This is a genomic window from Marinovum sp. J2-8 (assembly GCF_055808435.1).
Window position 1 is genome coordinate 616,774 of record NZ_JBVVRZ010000001.1, and the last position, 17,585, is coordinate 634,358.

Annotated in this window: 13 protein-coding genes; 7 read left to right on the plus strand and 6 right to left on the minus strand. The window is 54.8% G+C overall.

What is annotated here, in order from left to right; translation table 11 throughout:
• The first annotated feature begins 14 nt into the window (after positions 1-14).
• The 6 genes from AC0L4F_RS03115 (at position 15) to AC0L4F_RS03140 (ending at position 6,310) form a co-directional block, all read left to right on the plus strand.
• On the plus strand, positions 15-1,100 hold the full coding sequence (locus tag AC0L4F_RS03115) for a TRAP transporter substrate-binding protein (protein WP_244685207.1): 1,086 nt from the start codon (positions 15-17) through the stop codon (positions 1,098-1,100).
• 5 nt (positions 1,101-1,105) lie between these two features.
• The gene (locus AC0L4F_RS03120) at positions 1,106-1,624 is read left to right on the plus strand and encodes a TRAP transporter small permease subunit (protein WP_244685209.1); all 519 of its coding nucleotides are present in this window, start codon (positions 1,106-1,108) and stop codon (positions 1,622-1,624) included.
• On the plus strand, positions 1,624-2,940 hold the full coding sequence (locus AC0L4F_RS03125) for a TRAP transporter large permease (protein ID WP_244685212.1): 1,317 nt from the start codon (positions 1,624-1,626) through the stop codon (positions 2,938-2,940). Before AC0L4F_RS03120 ends, AC0L4F_RS03125 begins: the two co-directional genes overlap by 1 nt.
• Positions 2,941-2,944: 4 nt before the next feature.
• Positions 2,945-4,078, plus strand: coding sequence for a DSD1 family PLP-dependent enzyme (locus AC0L4F_RS03130; protein ID WP_244685214.1), 1,134 nt, complete (start codon positions 2,945-2,947; stop codon positions 4,076-4,078).
• A 12-nt stretch (positions 4,079-4,090) separates the two neighbouring features.
• A complete protein-coding gene (locus AC0L4F_RS03135; protein ID WP_244685217.1) occupies positions 4,091-4,864 on the plus strand; it encodes a short-chain dehydrogenase/reductase in 774 nt (257 codons plus the stop codon).
• Positions 4,865-5,150: 286 nt separating this feature from the next.
• A protein-coding gene (locus AC0L4F_RS03140) for an IS3 family transposase (protein WP_244685227.1) occupies positions 5,151-6,310 on the plus strand; the annotation gives its coding sequence in 2 pieces (ribosomal slippage) (positions 5,151-5,400 and positions 5,400-6,310; 1,161 coding nt in all).
• Positions 6,311-6,922: 612 nt separating this feature from the next.
• Here the strand turns inward: AC0L4F_RS03140 and AC0L4F_RS03145 are convergent.
• The 4 genes from AC0L4F_RS03145 to AC0L4F_RS03160 all read right to left on the minus strand — a co-directional run bounded on the left by AC0L4F_RS03145 (position 6,923) and on the right by AC0L4F_RS03160 (position 14,030).
• Complete coding sequence (locus AC0L4F_RS03145) at positions 6,923-7,867, minus strand: phage/plasmid primase, P4 family (RefSeq protein WP_244685229.1); 945 nt, start codon at positions 7,865-7,867, stop codon at positions 6,923-6,925.
• Positions 7,789-9,333 (minus strand): bifunctional DNA primase/polymerase, encoded by a 1,545-nt coding sequence (locus AC0L4F_RS03150; protein ID WP_244685239.1) that lies wholly within the window; start codon positions 9,331-9,333, stop codon positions 7,789-7,791. The genes AC0L4F_RS03145 and AC0L4F_RS03150 overlap by 79 nt, the downstream gene beginning before the upstream one ends.
• 146 nt (positions 9,334-9,479) lie before the next feature.
• Positions 9,480-10,676: a tyrosine-type recombinase/integrase gene (locus AC0L4F_RS03155; protein ID WP_280520442.1), complete on the minus strand. Its 1,197-nt coding sequence runs from the start codon at positions 10,674-10,676 to the stop codon at positions 9,480-9,482.
• A 684-nt stretch (positions 10,677-11,360) separates the two neighbouring features.
• Positions 11,361-14,030 (minus strand): DUF4214 domain-containing protein, encoded by a 2,670-nt coding sequence (locus AC0L4F_RS03160; protein ID WP_244685252.1) that lies wholly within the window; start codon positions 14,028-14,030, stop codon positions 11,361-11,363.
• A gap of 683 nt (positions 14,031-14,713) precedes the next feature.
• Between AC0L4F_RS03160 and AC0L4F_RS03165 the strand changes: the two genes are divergently transcribed.
• The gene (locus AC0L4F_RS03165; protein WP_244685254.1) at positions 14,714-15,019 is read left to right on the plus strand and encodes a tyrosine-type recombinase/integrase; all 306 of its coding nucleotides are present in this window, start codon (positions 14,714-14,716) and stop codon (positions 15,017-15,019) included.
• Between the two features lie 473 nt (positions 15,020-15,492).
• On the opposite strand, the gene AC0L4F_RS03170 is transcribed toward AC0L4F_RS03165, so the two are convergent.
• Both AC0L4F_RS03170 and AC0L4F_RS03175 read right to left on the minus strand, forming a co-directional pair.
• Complete coding sequence (locus AC0L4F_RS03170; RefSeq protein ID WP_244685256.1) at positions 15,493-17,280, minus strand: ATP-binding protein; 1,788 nt, start codon at positions 17,278-17,280, stop codon at positions 15,493-15,495.
• A 2-nt stretch (positions 17,281-17,282) separates the two neighbouring features.
• On the minus strand, positions 17,283-17,561 hold the full coding sequence (locus AC0L4F_RS03175; protein ID WP_244685258.1) for a hypothetical protein: 279 nt from the start codon (positions 17,559-17,561) through the stop codon (positions 17,283-17,285).
• Between the last annotated feature and the right edge of the window lie 24 nt (positions 17,562-17,585).

The following is a 17,585-nucleotide window of genomic DNA, read 5'->3' on the forward strand; positions in this document are numbered from 1 at the left end:
GAGAGGACTAAAACATGGACAGAAGACAAATTTTGACTGGTGGTGCAGCGGCACTTGGCGGAGCGGCGCTGGCCGCGCCTACCGTGGCCCGCGCGCAAGAGACATTCAACTGGAAGATGACGACGGCCTATCCGCCCAGCCTGCCGATGTATTCGGTCGGCCCTGGCAGCCTGACAGATTTGACCGATCGCATTCGCGCCATGTCCGGTGGGCGTTTGAACATCGAAGTGTTCCATGGCGGCGAGTTGGTTCCACCTTTTGAAGGTTTCGACGCGGCGCAGTCGGGCATCGTCGAATGCAACGGCTGGGTATCCTATTTTGGCGCGGGCAAACGCCCTTGGGCGCAGTTCCTTGGCGGCGTACCGTTTGGTATGAACTACCAAGGCCAGAACGCCTGGATGTATGAAGGCGGCGGGCTTGATCTGTGGCAAGAGCTTTATGCGGACATCGGCATGGTGCCTTTTCCTTGCGGTAATACTGGCGTGCAGATGACCGGTTGGTTCAAGGAAGAGGTCAACACACTGGAAGATCTGCAAGGTCTGCAGATGCGCATTCCTGGCCTATCTAGCCGTATCTATGCAGCTGTCGGTGTTGATGTAAAACTGCTACCGCCAGCAGAGATTTTCCCGGCGCTGGAACGTGGCGTTATTCAAGCAGCTGAATGGGTGGGCCCTGCGCAGGATAAAATCTTGGGGCTGCACAATGCAGCGTCCTATTATTATACCACCGGCTGGTCCGAACCAAACAACGTGGTTGAATTTGCTGTCAACAAGTCTGCATGGGAAAGCCTGCCCGAAGATCTGCAGCATATTGTACGCAACGCATGTGCGTCTACCAATGTGCGCTCACAGGCTTGGTCGGAGGCCGTCAACGGCGAAGCTCTGAAAGATCTGGTTGAAAACCATGGCACCCAGCTGCGCATTCTGTCTGACGAAATCCTCAATGGTCTGAAAGACGCCACACCAGGTGTGCTAGAAGAACTTGGATCGGGCGATCCGCTGTTTGCCCGCGTGCGTGACCATTACTTTGACTTCAAGGCCAAGCATGATGCTTGGACAGATGTCAGCGAGGGCCAATGGCACCGCCGCATTCGAGGGTGAGCGCCTTGCAGGTTCTTTTGAAACTTGCCGGAATTTGCGAAATTGTTGTGGCCTTCCTTGGGAAGGTCGCAATGATCTGCGTTTTCGGGATCATCGTGACGGTCACGGCGAATGTGCTCGTTCGATATTTGTTTGGGATCGGCACGGTCTGGACGCAGGAATTGGAATGGCATTTCCTCGCCGTTGTCGCAACTCTTGGGGTGGCTTACACCTATCAGAAAGGCGAACATGTACGGGTCGATATCATCTATAAACCCGCCGGCCCGCGCACCCGGGCCGCGATTGACCTGGCAGCGGCGCTGTCGCTTTTTGTAATTGCGATTTTAATCTGCAACTACACCATCCCTTACGTCCAACAATCCTGGCGTAGCCTTGAAGGGTCTGCGGATCCGGGCGGTCTGCCTATGCGTTACGCTTTGAAAGCCACAATCGTTGTAGGTTTCATGAGCTTGTTGTTGCAGGCCGCGGCTGAAACAATTCGAAACGCCCACATTCTGATCTCAGGCGAAGTGGAGACCAAGTGATGGAATTGCAAATTATGATGATGCTGGGCGCCTTTTTCGTGTTGCTCATCATCGGGTTTCCCGTGGCGATCGCTATTGCTGTGTCGGGCTTCGTGTTTGGCTTTACCGGGTTTGAGGGCAAATTGTTCGCGCTTGTGCCGCACCGAATTTACGGAGTTATTACCAAGTATGAATTCATCGCCATTCCGTTATTTGTGTTCATGGGCGTGGCGCTGGAGCGATCTAAGATTGCGGAAGATCTGCTGACCGTCATCGGTTATGCGATGGGTGGACTGCGCGGTGGGTTGGGTATTGCCATCGTTTTTTGCGGCGTGTTGCTGGGGGCAGCCACGGGGATCGTAGGGGCCACAATCGTGACTCTGACGCTACTCACGCTGCCGATCTTGCTGCAGCGGGGATATTCCAAAAGCCTGTCCTGTGGGTTGATCTGCGCTTCTGGCACTTTGGGGCAAATTATTCCACCTAGCTTGGTGTTGATCCTGATGGCAGATATTGTCGGCTTGTCTGTTGGCACGCTGTTTGCAGCGGCCTTTGTACCAGGCTTGTTATTGTCGGCTTTGTTCGTGGTTTACGTGTTGGGGCTTGCGATCTTCAAACCGGGTATGGTGCCCGCGATTGATGCCGAAGAACGCGCGCAGGTGGACGCTAGAAAACTGTTGAAGCAGATGGTCGTCGTCGTTCTGCCCCCGATGGCACTGGTAGTGTTTGTTCTGGGGTCGATCATTGGTGGTGTCGCTGCCCCAACCGAGGCTGCTTCCATCGGTGCAAGTGGTGCGTTGGCAATTGCCGCACTTTATGGGCGTCTGAACCTGAAACTGATCCGCGAGACGACGAAAACCACGCTAATAATCTCTAGCATGATCTTCTTTATTCTTCTGGCGTCGCAAGTGTTTTCGATCGCTTTCCGTGGGTTGGGTGGAGAGCATTTCGTGGAAGAGCTGTTTGCTGGTGTTCCGGGCGAGGTGAATGGTGCGATTTTGTTCCTGTTGTTCATCATCTTTGTGCTTGGGTTCTTCATGGAATGGATTGAAATCAGCTATATTGCCCTACCGATCATGCTGCCGTTTTTTCAGTCAGCAGGCGTGGATATGGTCTGGTTAGCGATGCTGATTGCTGTGATTTTGCAAACTTCTTTCCTGACGCCCCCCTTCGGTTGGTCGCTGTTTTTTCTGCAAGGCGTAGCCCCACCGGAAATTAGGATGAAAGATATCTATATCGGCGTGATGCCCTTTATCGGGATCCAGCTTCTCGTGGTCGCACTGGTCTTTCTGTTTAGCGACATCGTGCTGTGGTTACCCCGTTTCATAGGATGGTGAAGAAATGAAAACTGACCTAGGGCTGACGGTACCTGCGCAAATTGGCATGTCCGTGAAAGACGTCGAAACACCTGCTTTGATAGTGGATCTTGATGCCTTCGAACGCAACTTGCGCAAAATGCGCGCTATCGCAGAAAACCACGGAATGGGCTTAAGGGCCCATGCCAAGGCGCACAAAACCGCCGGGATTGCGCATCGCCAGATGGAAATCGGCGGCGCGCATGGGTTTTGCTGCCAAAAAGTGTCTGAGGCCGTGGCGCTGGTTGAGGAAGGGATCACGGATATCCTGATCTCGAACCAGGTCGTGGCCCCAGCCAAGATCGCAAGACTGATCGACCTCGCCAAACACGCGACTGTGCGGGTTTGCGTTGATGACGCCCGCAATGTCGCTGACCTGTCGGAGGCGGCGGTGGCCGGTGGGGTCAAACTGGGCTGTCTGGTCGAGGTTGACGTTGGTGCCGGACGTTGCGGTGTAAACCCGGGCGCTGATGCAGCCCGGCTGGCGCAAGAGGTTTCCAATGCGCCCGGCCTGCGATTTGACGGGCTGCAGGCCTACAACGGTTCGGCCCAGCACTGTGTGGACGCGACCAGGCGGCAAGCGATGTATGACAGCGTCGAGGCCAAGGTCAGAACTACCCTTGATGCGCTTGGTGAACTGGGACTGGCCTGCGCCATTATCAGCGGCGCAGGCACAGGCACCTTTCGGAAAGAGGCCGCCTCGGGCGTCTTTACAGAGTTACAGGCTGGAACATATGCGTTGATGGATGCGTCATACATGACGGTGTTGAACGCCGATCGCGAACAAGAAGTGCCCTTTGAAAATGCCATGTTCCTTTTGTGCACAATTATGTCGGCAGCGCGTCCAGGTATTGTCATTTGCGATGGCGGGCACAAAAGCCACGCGGTGGATTTAGGTCTCCCCAAATTGGTGGATGTCGATGGGGCAGAGTATGTCGGATGCAATGACGAGCACGGTATGATCCGCGATCCTAAGGGACAGCTGGACCTCCATGACCGTATCCGCCTGATCCCCGGGCACTGCGACCCAACCTGTAACCTACATGATTACATCGTGGGTATTCGTGACGACGTCGTGGAAACCGTTTGGCCAGTCACGGCCCGCGGCAAACTTTGGTAAAGTGAGGGACAAATGAAACTGCATCTGGAAGGAAAAACAGCCCTGATTACCGGTGGCTCCAAAGGTATCGGGCTGGCCAGTGCCAAAACCCTCGCCGAGGAAGGTGCTGAGGTCATTCTGGTGGCGCGCAATCCCGAAACTCTGTCGCAGGCGGCAGACTGGATACTGGCTGAGACTGGCAAACAAGTGCAAAGCGTTGCGCTTGATGTTGCAGATCCGACTGCCCCAGAACAGCTGGTTACGCAGTTTCCACAGGTTGATATCCTTGTGAACAACGCTGGCGCTATTCCCGGTGGGGCACTGGATCAGGTTGATGCGAACGCTTGGCGCGCCTCTTGGGATCTCAAGGTTTTTGGCATCATCGAAATGACCCGGAGCTTCCATGCGGCAATGGTCAAACGACAGTCCGGTGTGATTGTGAATGTGATTGGCTGGGCCGGGCTGCGGGTTGATGCAAACTATCTTGCGGGCAGCATGGGCAATGCCTCTTTGATTGCGATGACCCGCGCGCTTGGTTCGACAAGCCCGAAAGATGGCATTCGGGTTGTTGCTGTTAATCCCGGCCCAGTGGATACAGACCGTCTGGAAGTCCTGCAAAGAAAACAGGCTGAAACCCATTGGGGCGATGCAGAACGCTGGCCTGAACTTGTGGCAAAGTTGCCATTCGGGCGTGCCGCCAAGAAAGAGGAAATCGCTGCGGCTGTAGCGTTTCTGGTGTCAGAACTTTCAGGGTATACCTCGGGTGCGGTGTTGGAAATTGACGGCGGTCTTTCGTGGAAAATGTAAATCCGCAGGCAGCGAAATCAGAAAAGAACTCAGTTAAATGAAAATTGGCATTTTACAAACCGGCCACCTAGCTTCGCAACTGCGCGACGAGTACGGGGACCACGATGAACTGTAAGGAGCAGAAAAATTCGTAATCCATTGATCCCATAGGAGGCGAGTACCGCTACCACATGCCATTGATTTCAAATGAAAAAGCGCATCGTCTACCCGCAAAAGTACTGACCTGCCCCCCGCGAAATCCCTCACCGTAATGTAGAGTTTGCGCCAACTCTGAAGGAGCAGACAGATGCGAAAGAGTCGTTTCACCGAGGCGCAGATCATCGGTATGATCAAAGAACAGGAAGCAGGGATGCCGACAGCGGAGGTGTGTCGCAGGCACGGGCTGAGCACGGCGACTTTCTACAAGTTGAAGGCCAAGTATGGCGGGATGGAAGTTTCTGAGGCCGCCAGGCTGAAGGCGCTCGAAGACGAGAACGCCAAGCTCAAGCGCCTGCTGGCCGATACCATGCTCGACAACGTCGTGCTGAAAGACTTGCTGGGAAAGAATTGACGACATTGACCAAGCGGCGAGACGCGGCGCTTCGGGCGATGCGGGATCATGACATCTCGCAGCGCCGGGCCTGCAGGCTTGTCGGTGTCGATCCCAAAACAGTCCGGCGAGAACGCCCACCGGACTGTACCGAGATCCGCAAGGAGATGCAGGACATCGCTGCCAAGCGGCGCAGGTTCGGTTACCGCCGGATCGGCGTGCTGCTGGAGCGCAAGGGCATGACCATGAACCACAAGAAGCTCTACAGGGTCTATCGCGAAGAAGGGCTGTCCGTGAAGCGGCGGCGCGGCCGGAAACGGGCGCGTGGCACCAGGGTGCCGATGCCAGTTGCGGCGTATCCCAATGCTCGTTGGTCGTTGGACTTCGTATCCGACAGCTTCGGCGCCTCGCGGAAGTTCCGGATGCTGGCAGTGATCGATGACTGCACTCGGGAATGCCTGTGCCTTATCGCGGACACCAGCCTCTCCGGCGCAAGGGTCGCCCGGGAGCTCAGCGCTCTGATCCGGCTTTACGGAAAGCCCGGCTGCATTGTCAGCGATAATGGAACTGAGTTCACCAGTCGGGCCATCCTGAAATGGGCCGACGAGAACGAGGTGCCGTGGCACTACATCGATCCGGGCAAGCCGCAGCAGAACGCGTTCATCGAGAGCTTCAACGGCAGTCTCAGGGATGAGCTACTGAACGAGGAGATCTTCGACAGCCTGGATGATGCGCGGCGCAAGCTGGCCCTATGGCGTTACGACTATAACACGGTCAGGCCACACTCGTCCTTGGGCAACCAAACGCCGCTGCAAGCGCGCCGTGCGCTTGAGCAATTTGAAGACTCCGCGCCCGGCGCGCTTGCGTCAGACGCGGAAGCCGAATACCCAGATTCAACCTGCAAACTCTCATTATGAATGAGGGACCAGCAGGGGGCAGGTCATTCTGCACTTAGGCTGCGAGGGATGTACAACTCTGTAGTCATGCCGCCAACATATCGTAGGCGGCAAACCGTGCCTATCCAAGATCGTGATGATCGTTCAGTTTCTTGCTTACGATTTCCGGGATCGCGAAAGCTGTTGCGGTCATCAGTTTAGACTAGGAGCATGTCGTCCAGCTCTGACTGATAGGCTTCCCAGACGTTTCTAGCGGGTCTAATAGCACATCGGCAGCCCTTGAATTCCAGATACCATTTCACTTCTGACCAAGATGTGAGGGGACGTTTTTTCATTGCAGCGAGAGTGTCGCTTACAAACTCGCCTTCAGGCCCATCCCAAGGCCCGCTAGTTTTCAAGAATTCGGAAAAGGTCATTCTACTTTTTTCCTTCGTTTGCTTGGAGGTTTCGCATGGGCAGGAGGTTGCCGATGCGGAAGGTTTCAGATCATTGGCTACAGCCTATTCTGCGACTGATGCGACGGCTGTTCCGCTTTTCCGTCTTTCCGAAAGCTATCGAAAAACGAGTTCGGGTATTCAGAGAGAGCCGGAAGACCTGTCGCGCCCGTCGCAAGATTGATTGAAGCCGATTTTCTCAGTTGGGTCTGGTTAGATTGACCGCTGAGTTTTCGTTCAGGGCAAACAGATCAAAGCCGTCCGTGGGCGGGACGGTCTTGAGCGAAAGCACTGAATACCCTCTTCCCTTAATGCCCATCGCATCCTTGACCGGCTTGAAACCGTGTTGCGTCAGCTTCTCGGGAAAAGTTCGCACCTTCGATCCGGGGTCTTCACCGTTCGAGCGGGCATAGAAGGACCAGGACTCGAACAGATCAGCAGTTGTCGCCGCTTCGCGGGTGCCAGTGATGCAATGATCCGTCAGCCACTGCGCGAAGATGTCCTGCGTCTCGAAGTAATCGGCGGTCGTTTCCAGCATGATCGCGGGGCGCACCAGCCCATTTTGTTGCCAATCGAGGCAACCTTGAATGGCCCAAGACAGGATGCCGGGAAACTCAGCCTTCAATGCATCTTTCAAGCCGTGATCGGGTGCAGCCGGTTTCTTGTCGAATGGCAGCACGTTGAAGCGCCGCTTGATCGCGCCGTCGACGTTCGAGAAGGCAGGTTTGTTATTGCCTACGATCACCAGCTTCAATTGCGGTTTGAAGCTGAAGTCGTCCTGTCGCATGAAGCGGGCGGTCATCACATCGCCTCCGGTCAGTTGCTTGATCCGGTTTTCAGCCCACGCGCGGCCCGCTTCGGTTTCGGATGCGAACACCATCCGCGCCCCGTGCAGCCGCGCCACCTCGGTCGAATGCCGGGCGTGTTTCTGCGCTGTTATCGTTTCGGTATCCATTGAAATGGCGTAGTCGCCCAGAACGTCGCCCAGAGTGACAATGGCTGTCGACTTGCCGGAGCCGCCAGGCCCGTGAACGAAGAGCAAGGCGTCTTCGCGCGTATCGCCCGTCAGGCTATAGCCTGCCCATTGTTGCAGGAACCGGATCGCACCCGCATCGCCGCCGGTCGCTTGGTCCAGGAAAGCCATCCATCTTGGGCAGTCACGTTTGAGATCGAAAACTCCAGCGGGAGTGGGGTTGCGGCTGTGATCTTGGTAATCATGTCTGATTGCCGCGCTGGGCGCACTTCGCCAGTGCGCAGGTCGACCGTGCCGCCCGGTGTGCCCAGAAGCCAATGGTCCGGGTCCCACAAGTCTGCTGTCACGGCGAAGGCCCGGTCAGCTTGGGCAAAACGCTCCACGGCAGACGCTGTTGCTGCTTTCGCTAGAGCCTTCGCGGCGGCAGATCGCGGTTCAGAGGCAGCACGAGCGCGGCACATCTTGCGCACCCTATCGAATGCCAGTTTTGATTCTTCCTTTTTCCAATGGCTGCCCGTCCAGACGTACCAACGGCTTGATGTATGGCAAAAGCGAAGCCGATCAGCATTGTGAGCCGCGAAAGCGAGTGCCACGCCGTCTTCGCTCATGGGGAAATCAGCGAAGTTTTCCGGCAGATCGTCGAATAGGTCATCCATGCTGCCGTAATCAGGTGGCAATTCGATTGGCTTTCTGAGGCCATCATTCCAGCCATGATTGAACGTGTCGCGGGCTTCGCGTTCCGACAGGCCGCACGTTTTTCCAGCCTCAATAAGAAGAGCCGCCGCATTGTCACGGGACAAAGCGCCATGTGCGCCAGCGCCGCCCGCCCAAAGGCTTGCATCATTCAACGCGGCCTGCCGCCCACCTTCAGCGGTCGCCGCAACGCCTGCCGCGAGCTTGGTAAGGTAGTCGAGTGCCCATTCACGATGGAAATTTGTTGCTTCCTGAATGTCGACAAGCTGTCTATCGGGCTGTCGAGGGGGAGTCAGGGCTTCAGGCCAGTTGGGAAGTGGTATTCCCTTTGCCAGTTCCTCACCCTCTACTCGATACAGCTTTCCATCCTTGAGGCTGCCGGGGGCAATGACGAAACCGCAGTTGTTACGCACGTCCAGGCCGGGACCGATCTTACCGACCGTAGCCTTAAGATCAGGTTTGTAGGCGAAGAACAGATGCAAGCCGCCACTCGGGGTCACCGTTCGGATCGGAGTCATTGTCCGATGATCATCGAAGCCCAAGGTCGAAAGCGACAACAGCCCGTCTTTGCCGTTCTTCACGTCCACGTCCAGGACGCTGATCCCGTTGCGCTCACCCGTGATCAGGGCCACCCGCGCTTCCGGCCAATCTCGCCACCATTTGCGGATTTGAGCCGGGTCAGACGTGGCGAGTTCTGGGAACCGCGCAATCGGCTTCCATCCGTCATCATTGCCCCATTGGCGCACGGGGCAGATGGCCAGCCCACGGGCTGCCAATGACAACGCCACGTCGACGTTGGGCATCGGCTGTTGCGTCCGCTCGAACAAGTCGTTTGGTTCGAGGGCATTCGCGGCTTGTACGGGCAGGAAACCCTCGAACAAATCGCTCAGGTCGGTCTCACTTTGACTTTGAGAAAGGTCAGCATTGCTGCTATATTCTGCCATAATAATCTCCAAAAAGGGTCATCGGGTCGCAGCCCGGTGGCCCTGTTCTTTTCTCGGCGGCAGAACTGAACAGGATCACTCACACACCATACAGGAACGTGTATGATTCGTGCAAGTATCTGTAATTTCACATAAAATGTGAAACTTTAGACAAGCAGATCGGACAGGTCAGTGGCTGACTTTTTCACGGCAGCTTCGATATATTCGCTCCACCACTCGAGCATTCGCCGCCGTTCGGGCAGAAGCTGAGCTGCGTTGTAAGCGCGCCTTACTTTGTCCTTCGGTTCATGGGCCAATTGCTTCTCGATAGCGTCGACCGACCACAGGCCGCTTTCGTTGAGTACCGTTGACGCCAACCCACGGAATCCGTGGATCGTGGCCCGCCCGTGATAGCCTAGACGGTACAGCCCATAGAGCATGGTGTTCTCGCTGATCGGTTTGCCCTTGTTCCCCGGCACTATCCATTCCGAGTCGCCTGCGATTTCCTTCAGCTTGGCGAGGATTGCGACGCTTCGCGGGGTCAGAGGAACGATGTGATCACGATTTATCTTCATGCGCGATGCGGGGATGCGCCAAGCATCGCCGTCTATTTCACGCCATTTGCCGAAGCGCAGTTCGTTGGTTCTGACGAAGGTGTGCATCACAAATTCAATGGCGTAGCGGGTCTGCGGTTCTCCGTCATAGCGGTGCAGCTTCCAAAGGAAGCCCGAGAGTTCGCCAGCCTCGATTTGTGCCATGTGTTTGACGCGCGGCGTCGGCTTCAACGCGCCTCGCAGGTCTGCCGCCGGATCGCGGGATGCGCGGCCCGTGGCGATGGCATAGCGCATGATCGCGCCAGTCGTCATTCGGATGCGGCCTGCTACGTCCGGGGCGCGATCCTCTACCGGGCGCAGCATTTCGAGGATTTGCGGTGCGGTCAGTTCCGCGATGGGGATTGGGCCGATAGCAGGGAAGGCATCGCGCTCGAAACGCGACAGGATGCGGGCGGTATGGGCGGGGGACCATGTGACCGACTGAGCCTTGATCCACTCACGCGCCACCGCTTCGAAGGAATCCCCGGCAGGAGCGGTCAGCGCCGCCTTGGCATTCGCGCCAGGGTCCAGCCCATCCGCAAGGGCGCGCTTGGCTTTGTCTCGCAGGGCGCGGGCATCGGCCAAGGTGACTTGTGGGTATGCGCCGAAGGACAGGACCTTCTCTTTCCCATCGAAGCGATAGCGCATCCGCCACAGTTTCCCGCCCGAAGGGGAGACGAACAGAAGCAAGCCGCCCCCGTCTGCCATTTTCCTAGGTTTTCCCGTGGGATCGGGCTTTGCGCCACGGCACGCTGCATCTGTGAGAGGCATGGGAATCTGTCCTGCGAGAGTGTGGGTATCCTTGTTTCCGAGAATACCCGCATTCGATACCCACACAAGCTGGGTGCCCTCAGTCTATCTTGTCCCCGAAGATGGGCTGTAACCTATTTTCCCAATGAAATCAGAGGGCCGGTTTGGCCCAGATTGCAGGAAATCTATCGGAAATGTGGTGATGGAGGCGAGTACCGGAATCGAACCGGTGTGCACGGATTTGCAAGGCAAGATATCTATCGGAATTTATTGGGAAATTTGTTTAATTCGCCCGCTTTATGCGCGGAGCTTTGTGTGAATGTTTAGGCTGTACAGGTCAGCCTGAATGCGGTTGCCAGTGACTGCGGTTACCGCCTTGGTTGCCTATCGCCGCTGAGGTTGCGATCAGTATGGAATACCCCTTTAATTTTCGTTTCCTTGATCATGGAAGTAGCCTCCGAGATGGGCAGAATGTCGGAAGCCCGACATTCGATGCGTTCGCAAAATCCTTCTTTGATGATCAGAAATGCACTCGTTCTCCGAGAAGCGCATTGCCAACGGGCGATACTCTACAACCCTCGGTATATATGAATAGCCAGGGCGGCATGTTCGGTTGCCTGAACTCAAAAGATAGGAGTCGTTGAACAATTTCTGCTCGTACCGGAACTGTCACGAACCAGCACGGCTTCGTTTGGAATTGTCGCATCAAACCCAGATCATGTCGTCTGTGACGTCGCCAAGCATCGTGTTGCGAAACGTGATCGTGACGCCCTGATCATCAAACACCAGATCGGCACCGGTCTGGGTCATTTCCGAGCGCGCCGCAGCTGCATTGGCATAGCCAAAACCGTTGAGGTCGATGTAGTCCCAAGGCTCAAGATCAACCACCGTGTTGGCTCCGTCGTGACTTGCATCAAACACAAATACATCCGCAAACTGTCCGCCCGCCATAAGGTCATTGCCCGGTCCGCCCTCGATCCGGTCATCGACGCCCTGAGCGCGCATCCAAGTCTTTAGACTTGCTGCAGTTTCCGCGGCGAATTGCGGGCTTTGCGAAAAGCCAAGCACCACTTCGGCGCGGCTCGCACCGTTTTCCAACGCGTTAATCCAACGCGCGAGACCAGCGGCGTCAGGGTTCTCGTTGTTCAACACGTTTTTATATAACAATCGCACGAAGGCCTCGGACGTCGCGTTAACCGAGAAAGCAGCGGTAAACTCGGGCGAACCGACAAAACCCTGCGCCACTTCGAGCAATGTCGACGCGCCCGTGGCCAATCGTTCAACCCAGTTGGTCTGCCCGTTCACATCGGGTGCACGGTCAAGCGTTGCCTGATACAATCGGAAAACATCGTCGCTCCACCTGGTGGCGACGCTTGTCTGTGCATAGGCGTTGGCCGCACTGGTTGTGCTTTGAATGAATTGCGGACTGTCGAGAAACCCCATTACCGCCTCTGCCCGGCTTGTCTCGGCAACAGCCGTCCAGCGCGCGAGCCCGTTCGCATCGGGCGAGGTGTTGCCCAGCACGTTTTCATAAAGCTGTCTGACAAATGTTTCTGCCGTTGTGCCAATGGGGAATTTATTCATGAACTCTACCGAGCCAACAAAGCCTTGTGTCACCTCAAGCAATGTCCGCTGACCTGTGGCGATGCGACCGGACCAGGCGGTATGCCCCCCTATGTCCGGCATTCGGTCCAGCGTGGCCTGATAGAGGCGAAAGACCTGATTGGCCACAGCGGCCCCGTAATAAACAGCCGCAGCATTGTCACCAAAGATATTGTCGTTGCCATCGCGGCCGAAAATCCGATCAGTTCCACCGCCCCCTGCGATGGTATCATTTCCGGCCAGCCCAATTATGTTTTCCGGCCTTGGGGTGCCGGGAAAAAAATCCGCATTCGGCGTGCCAAGCAGATCGACACGATCCGCAATCGCGGTCGTTTGGGCCGAAATGACAGATGCCGCCGTACCCTGACCGTCGGTGTACGACACATTGACTGATATCCGCGTGCCCACATCGGCGGCACCGATGGTATAGGTTTCACTCGTCGCCGCCGCAATCGGACTGCCGTCACGCAGCCATTGGAAGCTCAGTTCGCCCAAACCATCGGCATCTGCGATTGTGGAAGAGGCGGTAAGCATTGCGTCTTCTTCCGCAAAGCCGTGGATTTTCACCGTGCCAGTTGGCGGCTCGTTCTCTGTGGTCACGATAAGCTGGCCACGTATACCACCAGCATCATCGCCCCGGCCGCCATGTTGCCACGTGGCCACGATATCGTCCGTATCCGTCAGAGCAAGCCGCGCAGCACCGGGGCTAGAGCTGGCATCGGTCGCAATCAGGAATTCTTCGCCCACACGGTTTCCGCTTGCGTCATAACGTTGGGCATAATGTCCACCGGGTAAATCCGGGTCATTAAATACGCCTCCGGAACGCCAGCTTATGATATAGCCACCATCTGGCGTACCAATCACCGATGGCATTAGCATGGCGGGGCTACCATGGCTGTTTACCAGCATTTCCCCCCCCACTGGCGCGCCATTCGCATCGTATTGCTGCGCCTTGATCGAGCGGTTTGTCAGAAAAGAGCTCTGCCACGTGACCACAAACCCGCCGCCAGTGAGCGCCGCAACATCGCTGTTTGTTTGACCACCTGCGCTTTCAGTGTTGACCAGAGTTTCGCCACCAATCAAATCCCCTGTCGCGCTGACACGCTGGGCATAAATTTCTGCTTGCGGTGTTGTTCCGACGCGCGGCAGGTTGCCGGTCCAGCTGACCACAAATGAACCGTCTGCAAGTGCTGCTATGGCAGGAGCAAACTGCTCTTGCGCAACCGTGGTATTGACGACAAAATCATCATCGCCACGGCCCGCCGGACTTGTGATGCGTACCGCGATGCCACCCCGATCCCCGTCCTGCCCTTGAGATTCCCAAGCCGTCGCAATTGAGCCGTTATCGAGAAGAGACGCAACGACACTGCGCTGGATGCTATTTGTTGTCGTGTTGACATCAAATTCGCCACCCCTCGCCGTGCCATCAGCTCTGAACGAGCGTCCAACAATGCCACCTAAGCTATCGGCGACAAAACTCTCCCAAAAAACGGTAAATCCGCCCCTGCCATCCTCCACGACCTGAGGGCCCCGTTGAAAATTTTCTGTTATCTCGTTGATCTGGAATTCGGGTCCGACGGGCTGACCTTCTGCCGAATAAATCCGACCAAATACGCCATCGCTGAAAGTGTCAGGGTCGTCCTGACCGGGCGCCGTCCAGACGACAACATACCCTCCGTTCGGTAAAGAGGTTATGTCAGGATCACTCTGTCGATTGGTCTGGGTGGTGTTGATAACAAAGGGCGAGCCGAGAATGGCAGTAATTAGCGGCATTGAAAATATCCCGATTAAAGCACCAAGGGCGATAAACGCACGCGTTGGCCTGCTGTACGAAAACTAAGAGAGAAATCGTCAGTTCACTGTATCACCAAATTGCAAATTCTCAAAATTTGCGATTTTGGACTATCTATCAGCGGCTTGTCCTGGCGAGCCTGCAACAGGCTATTGTGGCCGGATTGATGAACTTCCGTCTTGGGAGCACTGATCTGCGACACTGGCGGCATGCCCGATGTTCGACATGCTCAATTTTCGACATGGGCTGGTCGCGTTTGGCGGCCGTGCTCCTCTGTTGCAACTTCGCCTTTCATGTCCAATGCATCGCGTTAGCGCTTGCCACCCGGACATCTTGGTATGCTGCAACGGGAAAAGCCGACGGGATCGGGCAGTATTCCACATTCCTATGAAGCAATAACAACGTAAAGTTGCCCTCCCGTTGCGGGTAGTACAAGTCGGTTGGATCTCAAAACCGAGATATGAGGCCGCAGACCGATACAAAAAAACCGATACAAAAAGATGCCCTTCTGTGAGCGATGCAGAAGCGTTTGGATCGAGCAATAGTGTGGCACAATGGGCAACCACACCCCGATGGAATGCCTGCAGAGAAAGGTGTTGGATAAAATGGCCGCCTAAGGCCAAAGGTTTAACCCTAAGGACGCTGCCCAAAGCGGGAGGAGAGCTTGGGGCTCTGGTCAATCCTTACCAACGCCAGTGGGCGGCCATTGACCGAACATCGCGCTTTTGAGGGTCTGCGCCAATGGCGTGACAAAGTGGGCCTGAGCCGCGATCTGCGGTTGCAAGATTGCCGAGGTACGGCGGCAACCCGGTTATTGAACGTAGGTTTGAGCCTGTCGGAAATTGCCAACCACATGGGCTGGTCAATCCGTCACGCCGCTAACGTGATCGAACATTATGCCCGCGCATCGCCGAACGAAACTGACGCAGTTTTGGTCAAGTTGGCACAAGCAAAAGGGGGTGGACAGTGAACAAAACTGTAAACGCCCCTGTAAACCGCGCAGTGCGCGCAATCTATGAGGTGAGCTAAGTGATTGATTTTAAATGGAGGCGAGTAGGAGAATCGAACTCCTGTACACGGATTTGCAAGACTAGGTAAGGGGATGTTTATCAAGTCTATTTTGTTTAGAGATACCGAAGAATTCCCGGGAACAGACCGTGAATGTTTAGACGGCAATTGGCGCTGTTCCGGTAAGCTTTCGTAGTCGTCTGTGAGAAATCATATTCCGTCCGTGTAGCGAAAAATCGGGCGGGACAACGACCTCCACTGAGTTGGGTCCAAATGTCTGGGATTGCGCAGGAGCGGCATCTTTGCAAAGTCATGCCCTGTTGGTCGTTTTCCAAGCGTGCCCGGCCCAAACCGGACATTGGCAAAGGTTCCATCCAGCGGCAGCTATATCAGCCAACGTCCGCAGTCAGTGAGCTTGGCGCTGGCGATTAAATGTCAGCCATCATCACTGCCCCACAATTCGACGAGGTTCACATCACTGCTGTCCGGTTCTTGCTCTTTCGACAATTTGTCAACTTGCATGAGCATCGGAATGTCAAAACTTGTTCCGGTTACAACGCACGCGCCTTGGGGAAGCGTCGGTATCTGCCCTCGAGAAAGGCTGTCCAACGTCGAGATGGTGTTTTCCAAAAGCGCAAGATCTCTGTCATTCACAAGGCGATGAATGAAATAGTTATGCAGTTGCGAGACGACGGTCGGGGAGATGTCCGCTGGTCTTTGGCTGGCAAGCGTAAGAAAAACACCAAATTTTCGACCTTCTTTGATGATCTCTTCGAACAGTTCTAAGCGATAGTCTTTCCAGCTTTCCGCTTCGCGATTTGATTGCAGTGAAAGTATGTTGTGCGCCTCATCGACGATCAGATGGAGAGTAGTTGAAGGTGGGCTTGTCACGACACTTCTATGCTGTTCGTAAAAATGTTTTGCAATGAGAATAGGTAAGATTTTCTTCACGTCTTGTTTGCATTCCCGCAGAGAAATAACGGTTACGAGCCGATCTTCATCATCACCAAGCTCTCCAACGGAAATGACTCTTGAAAATTCCTCTTTCAGAGCGTCAAGGCGCCGCAAAAGCGGTTGTATATGCTCGTATTGTGCAGAGCCGAATTGGACGTCGTTTATCAGTTGCAAACTGGCGCGAACCTGTAATTCCGAGAAGCCGGTAAGGTTTTGTAAGTCTATCTGAGCAATTTGTGGTTCGAAGATTTCATTGAAGTGGGCTTGGTTGTCTGGGTAACGCGTTTGCCCGTCTACTATCAGGTAAAAACTGCGGTTGGTGTTGTTCCACCCGACTTTGCCAACTAACTCCGCTAGATTCCCAGCATCATGCATGTGCCTGACAAGCGACTTAATTTGCTCAAGCGCCTCGACTCTGGGATCAGTCGAACACAAGACGCGTCTGATAGTAGTCCGCGCGTAGTGTGTCAAACTATCTGGTATGTCGATAAATCTGGCGCGACCAGATATGGTTCGCCTCAAGAATGGTTTTTGTGTGTTCGCTGTGGCTTGAAAAAGAATGCCAAGCGTTTCTGCATCCCAAAACTCATCGTCGTGGATCGTGAAACGGTCACCTTGGGCGTTGCGCGTTGTCAGCCGAACAACCTTCTTATGATCGGCTCCAACAAGTTGATCGCCAGTGTATTCACCATTGAAATCAAGAACCACAAACTTGCTGTGGGTTCCGATACTTTGGAGCTTGTTGTCGAAGAGCACTGTGAACAGCTTCGTCAGCGTGTTCGATTTTCCGCTGCCAGTGTTGCCAAAGATACCCAAATGCGAATTGAAAAGCTTTTGCCAAGGGAGAGCAACTGGCAAGTCTTCTTTCAAGAGGTTGCCAATAACATAACCATCAGAAGATTTACTGTCAAAGATACTGCCAACCTGCTGCTCGGACAGAAGTCGAGCAACATCACCTATCTTGGGAAGGTACTTGATCCCGTCTTTAAATTCGTCGTCCTCAAAATACCCGATAGGCCGGAGTTTTAGCTTTCTTGTGAATAACTTCTCGCTTGCCTCAAGTTCGTAGTGTCGCTCGTCCAAGTATTCACCTTCAACGGTACAAACAATTTCGCGGAAGCCGTGTGAAATGGATACAAACTCCCGGATAGAGATACCTTTGAACTTTTTGCCATTGAAAAAGTGTGTCTCATGGTTTGAGTTCTCGAAGGCTTTTACAGAAACTTCGACGCCCATTACCGCTACGACTTCGCCAATTTGAATACTCATCGCTAGGCACTCGTTGGCTTGGCTGTGAATACTTCATTGTTGAAGGCCGTAAAGTCGAGCAACCCGTCTACCCGTATCAACTCAACATTCGCAAAGCCAAGAAACTTCTGTTCCATCGAGTGCTTCTCGTCGTCGTCGAAGCAGCAAACGTACATATGAAGGGATGGGTTGGAAAGCGAACGCTTTACTAGGTTCAGGATATGTTCATCCGCGAATGAGAACCCAAATGCGATGAATACGGTGTCAGGCTTCTCAAGCTCGTAGCTCAGCAGCCGCAACATCTGATAATAGTGCTCTTCGAAAAC

Bases quoted from the DNA above. Each gene is read 5' to 3' on its own strand.
- AC0L4F_RS03135 (WP_244685217.1), top strand. From the start codon at position 4,091: ATGAAACTGCATCTGGAAGGAAAAACAGCCCTGATTACCGGTGGCTCC.
- AC0L4F_RS03130 (WP_244685214.1), top strand. From the start codon at position 2,945: ATGAAAACTGACCTAGGGCTGACGGTACCTGCGCAAATTGGCATGTCC.
- AC0L4F_RS03125 (WP_244685212.1), top strand. From the start codon at position 1,624: ATGGAATTGCAAATTATGATGATGCTGGGCGCCTTTTTCGTGTTGCTC.
- AC0L4F_RS03170 (WP_244685256.1), bottom strand. From the start codon at position 17,280: ATGAGTATTCAAATTGGCGAAGTCGTAGCGGTAATGGGCGTCGAAGTT.
- AC0L4F_RS03115 (WP_244685207.1), top strand. From the start codon at position 15: ATGGACAGAAGACAAATTTTGACTGGTGGTGCAGCGGCACTTGGCGGA.
- AC0L4F_RS03155 (WP_280520442.1), bottom strand. From the start codon at position 10,676: ATGCCTCTCACAGATGCAGCGTGCCGTGGCGCAAAGCCCGATCCCACG.
- AC0L4F_RS03160 (WP_244685252.1), bottom strand. From the start codon at position 14,030: ATGCCGCTAATTACTGCCATTCTCGGCTCGCCCTTTGTTATCAACACC.
- AC0L4F_RS03175 (WP_244685258.1), bottom strand. From the start codon at position 17,561: ATGTTGCGGCTGCTGAGCTACGAGCTTGAGAAGCCTGACACCGTATTC.
- AC0L4F_RS03145 (WP_244685229.1), bottom strand. From the start codon at position 7,867: ATGGCTTTCCTGGACCAAGCGACCGGCGGCGATGCGGGTGCGATCCGG.
- AC0L4F_RS03150 (WP_244685239.1), bottom strand. From the start codon at position 9,333: ATGGCAGAATATAGCAGCAATGCTGACCTTTCTCAAAGTCAAAGTGAG.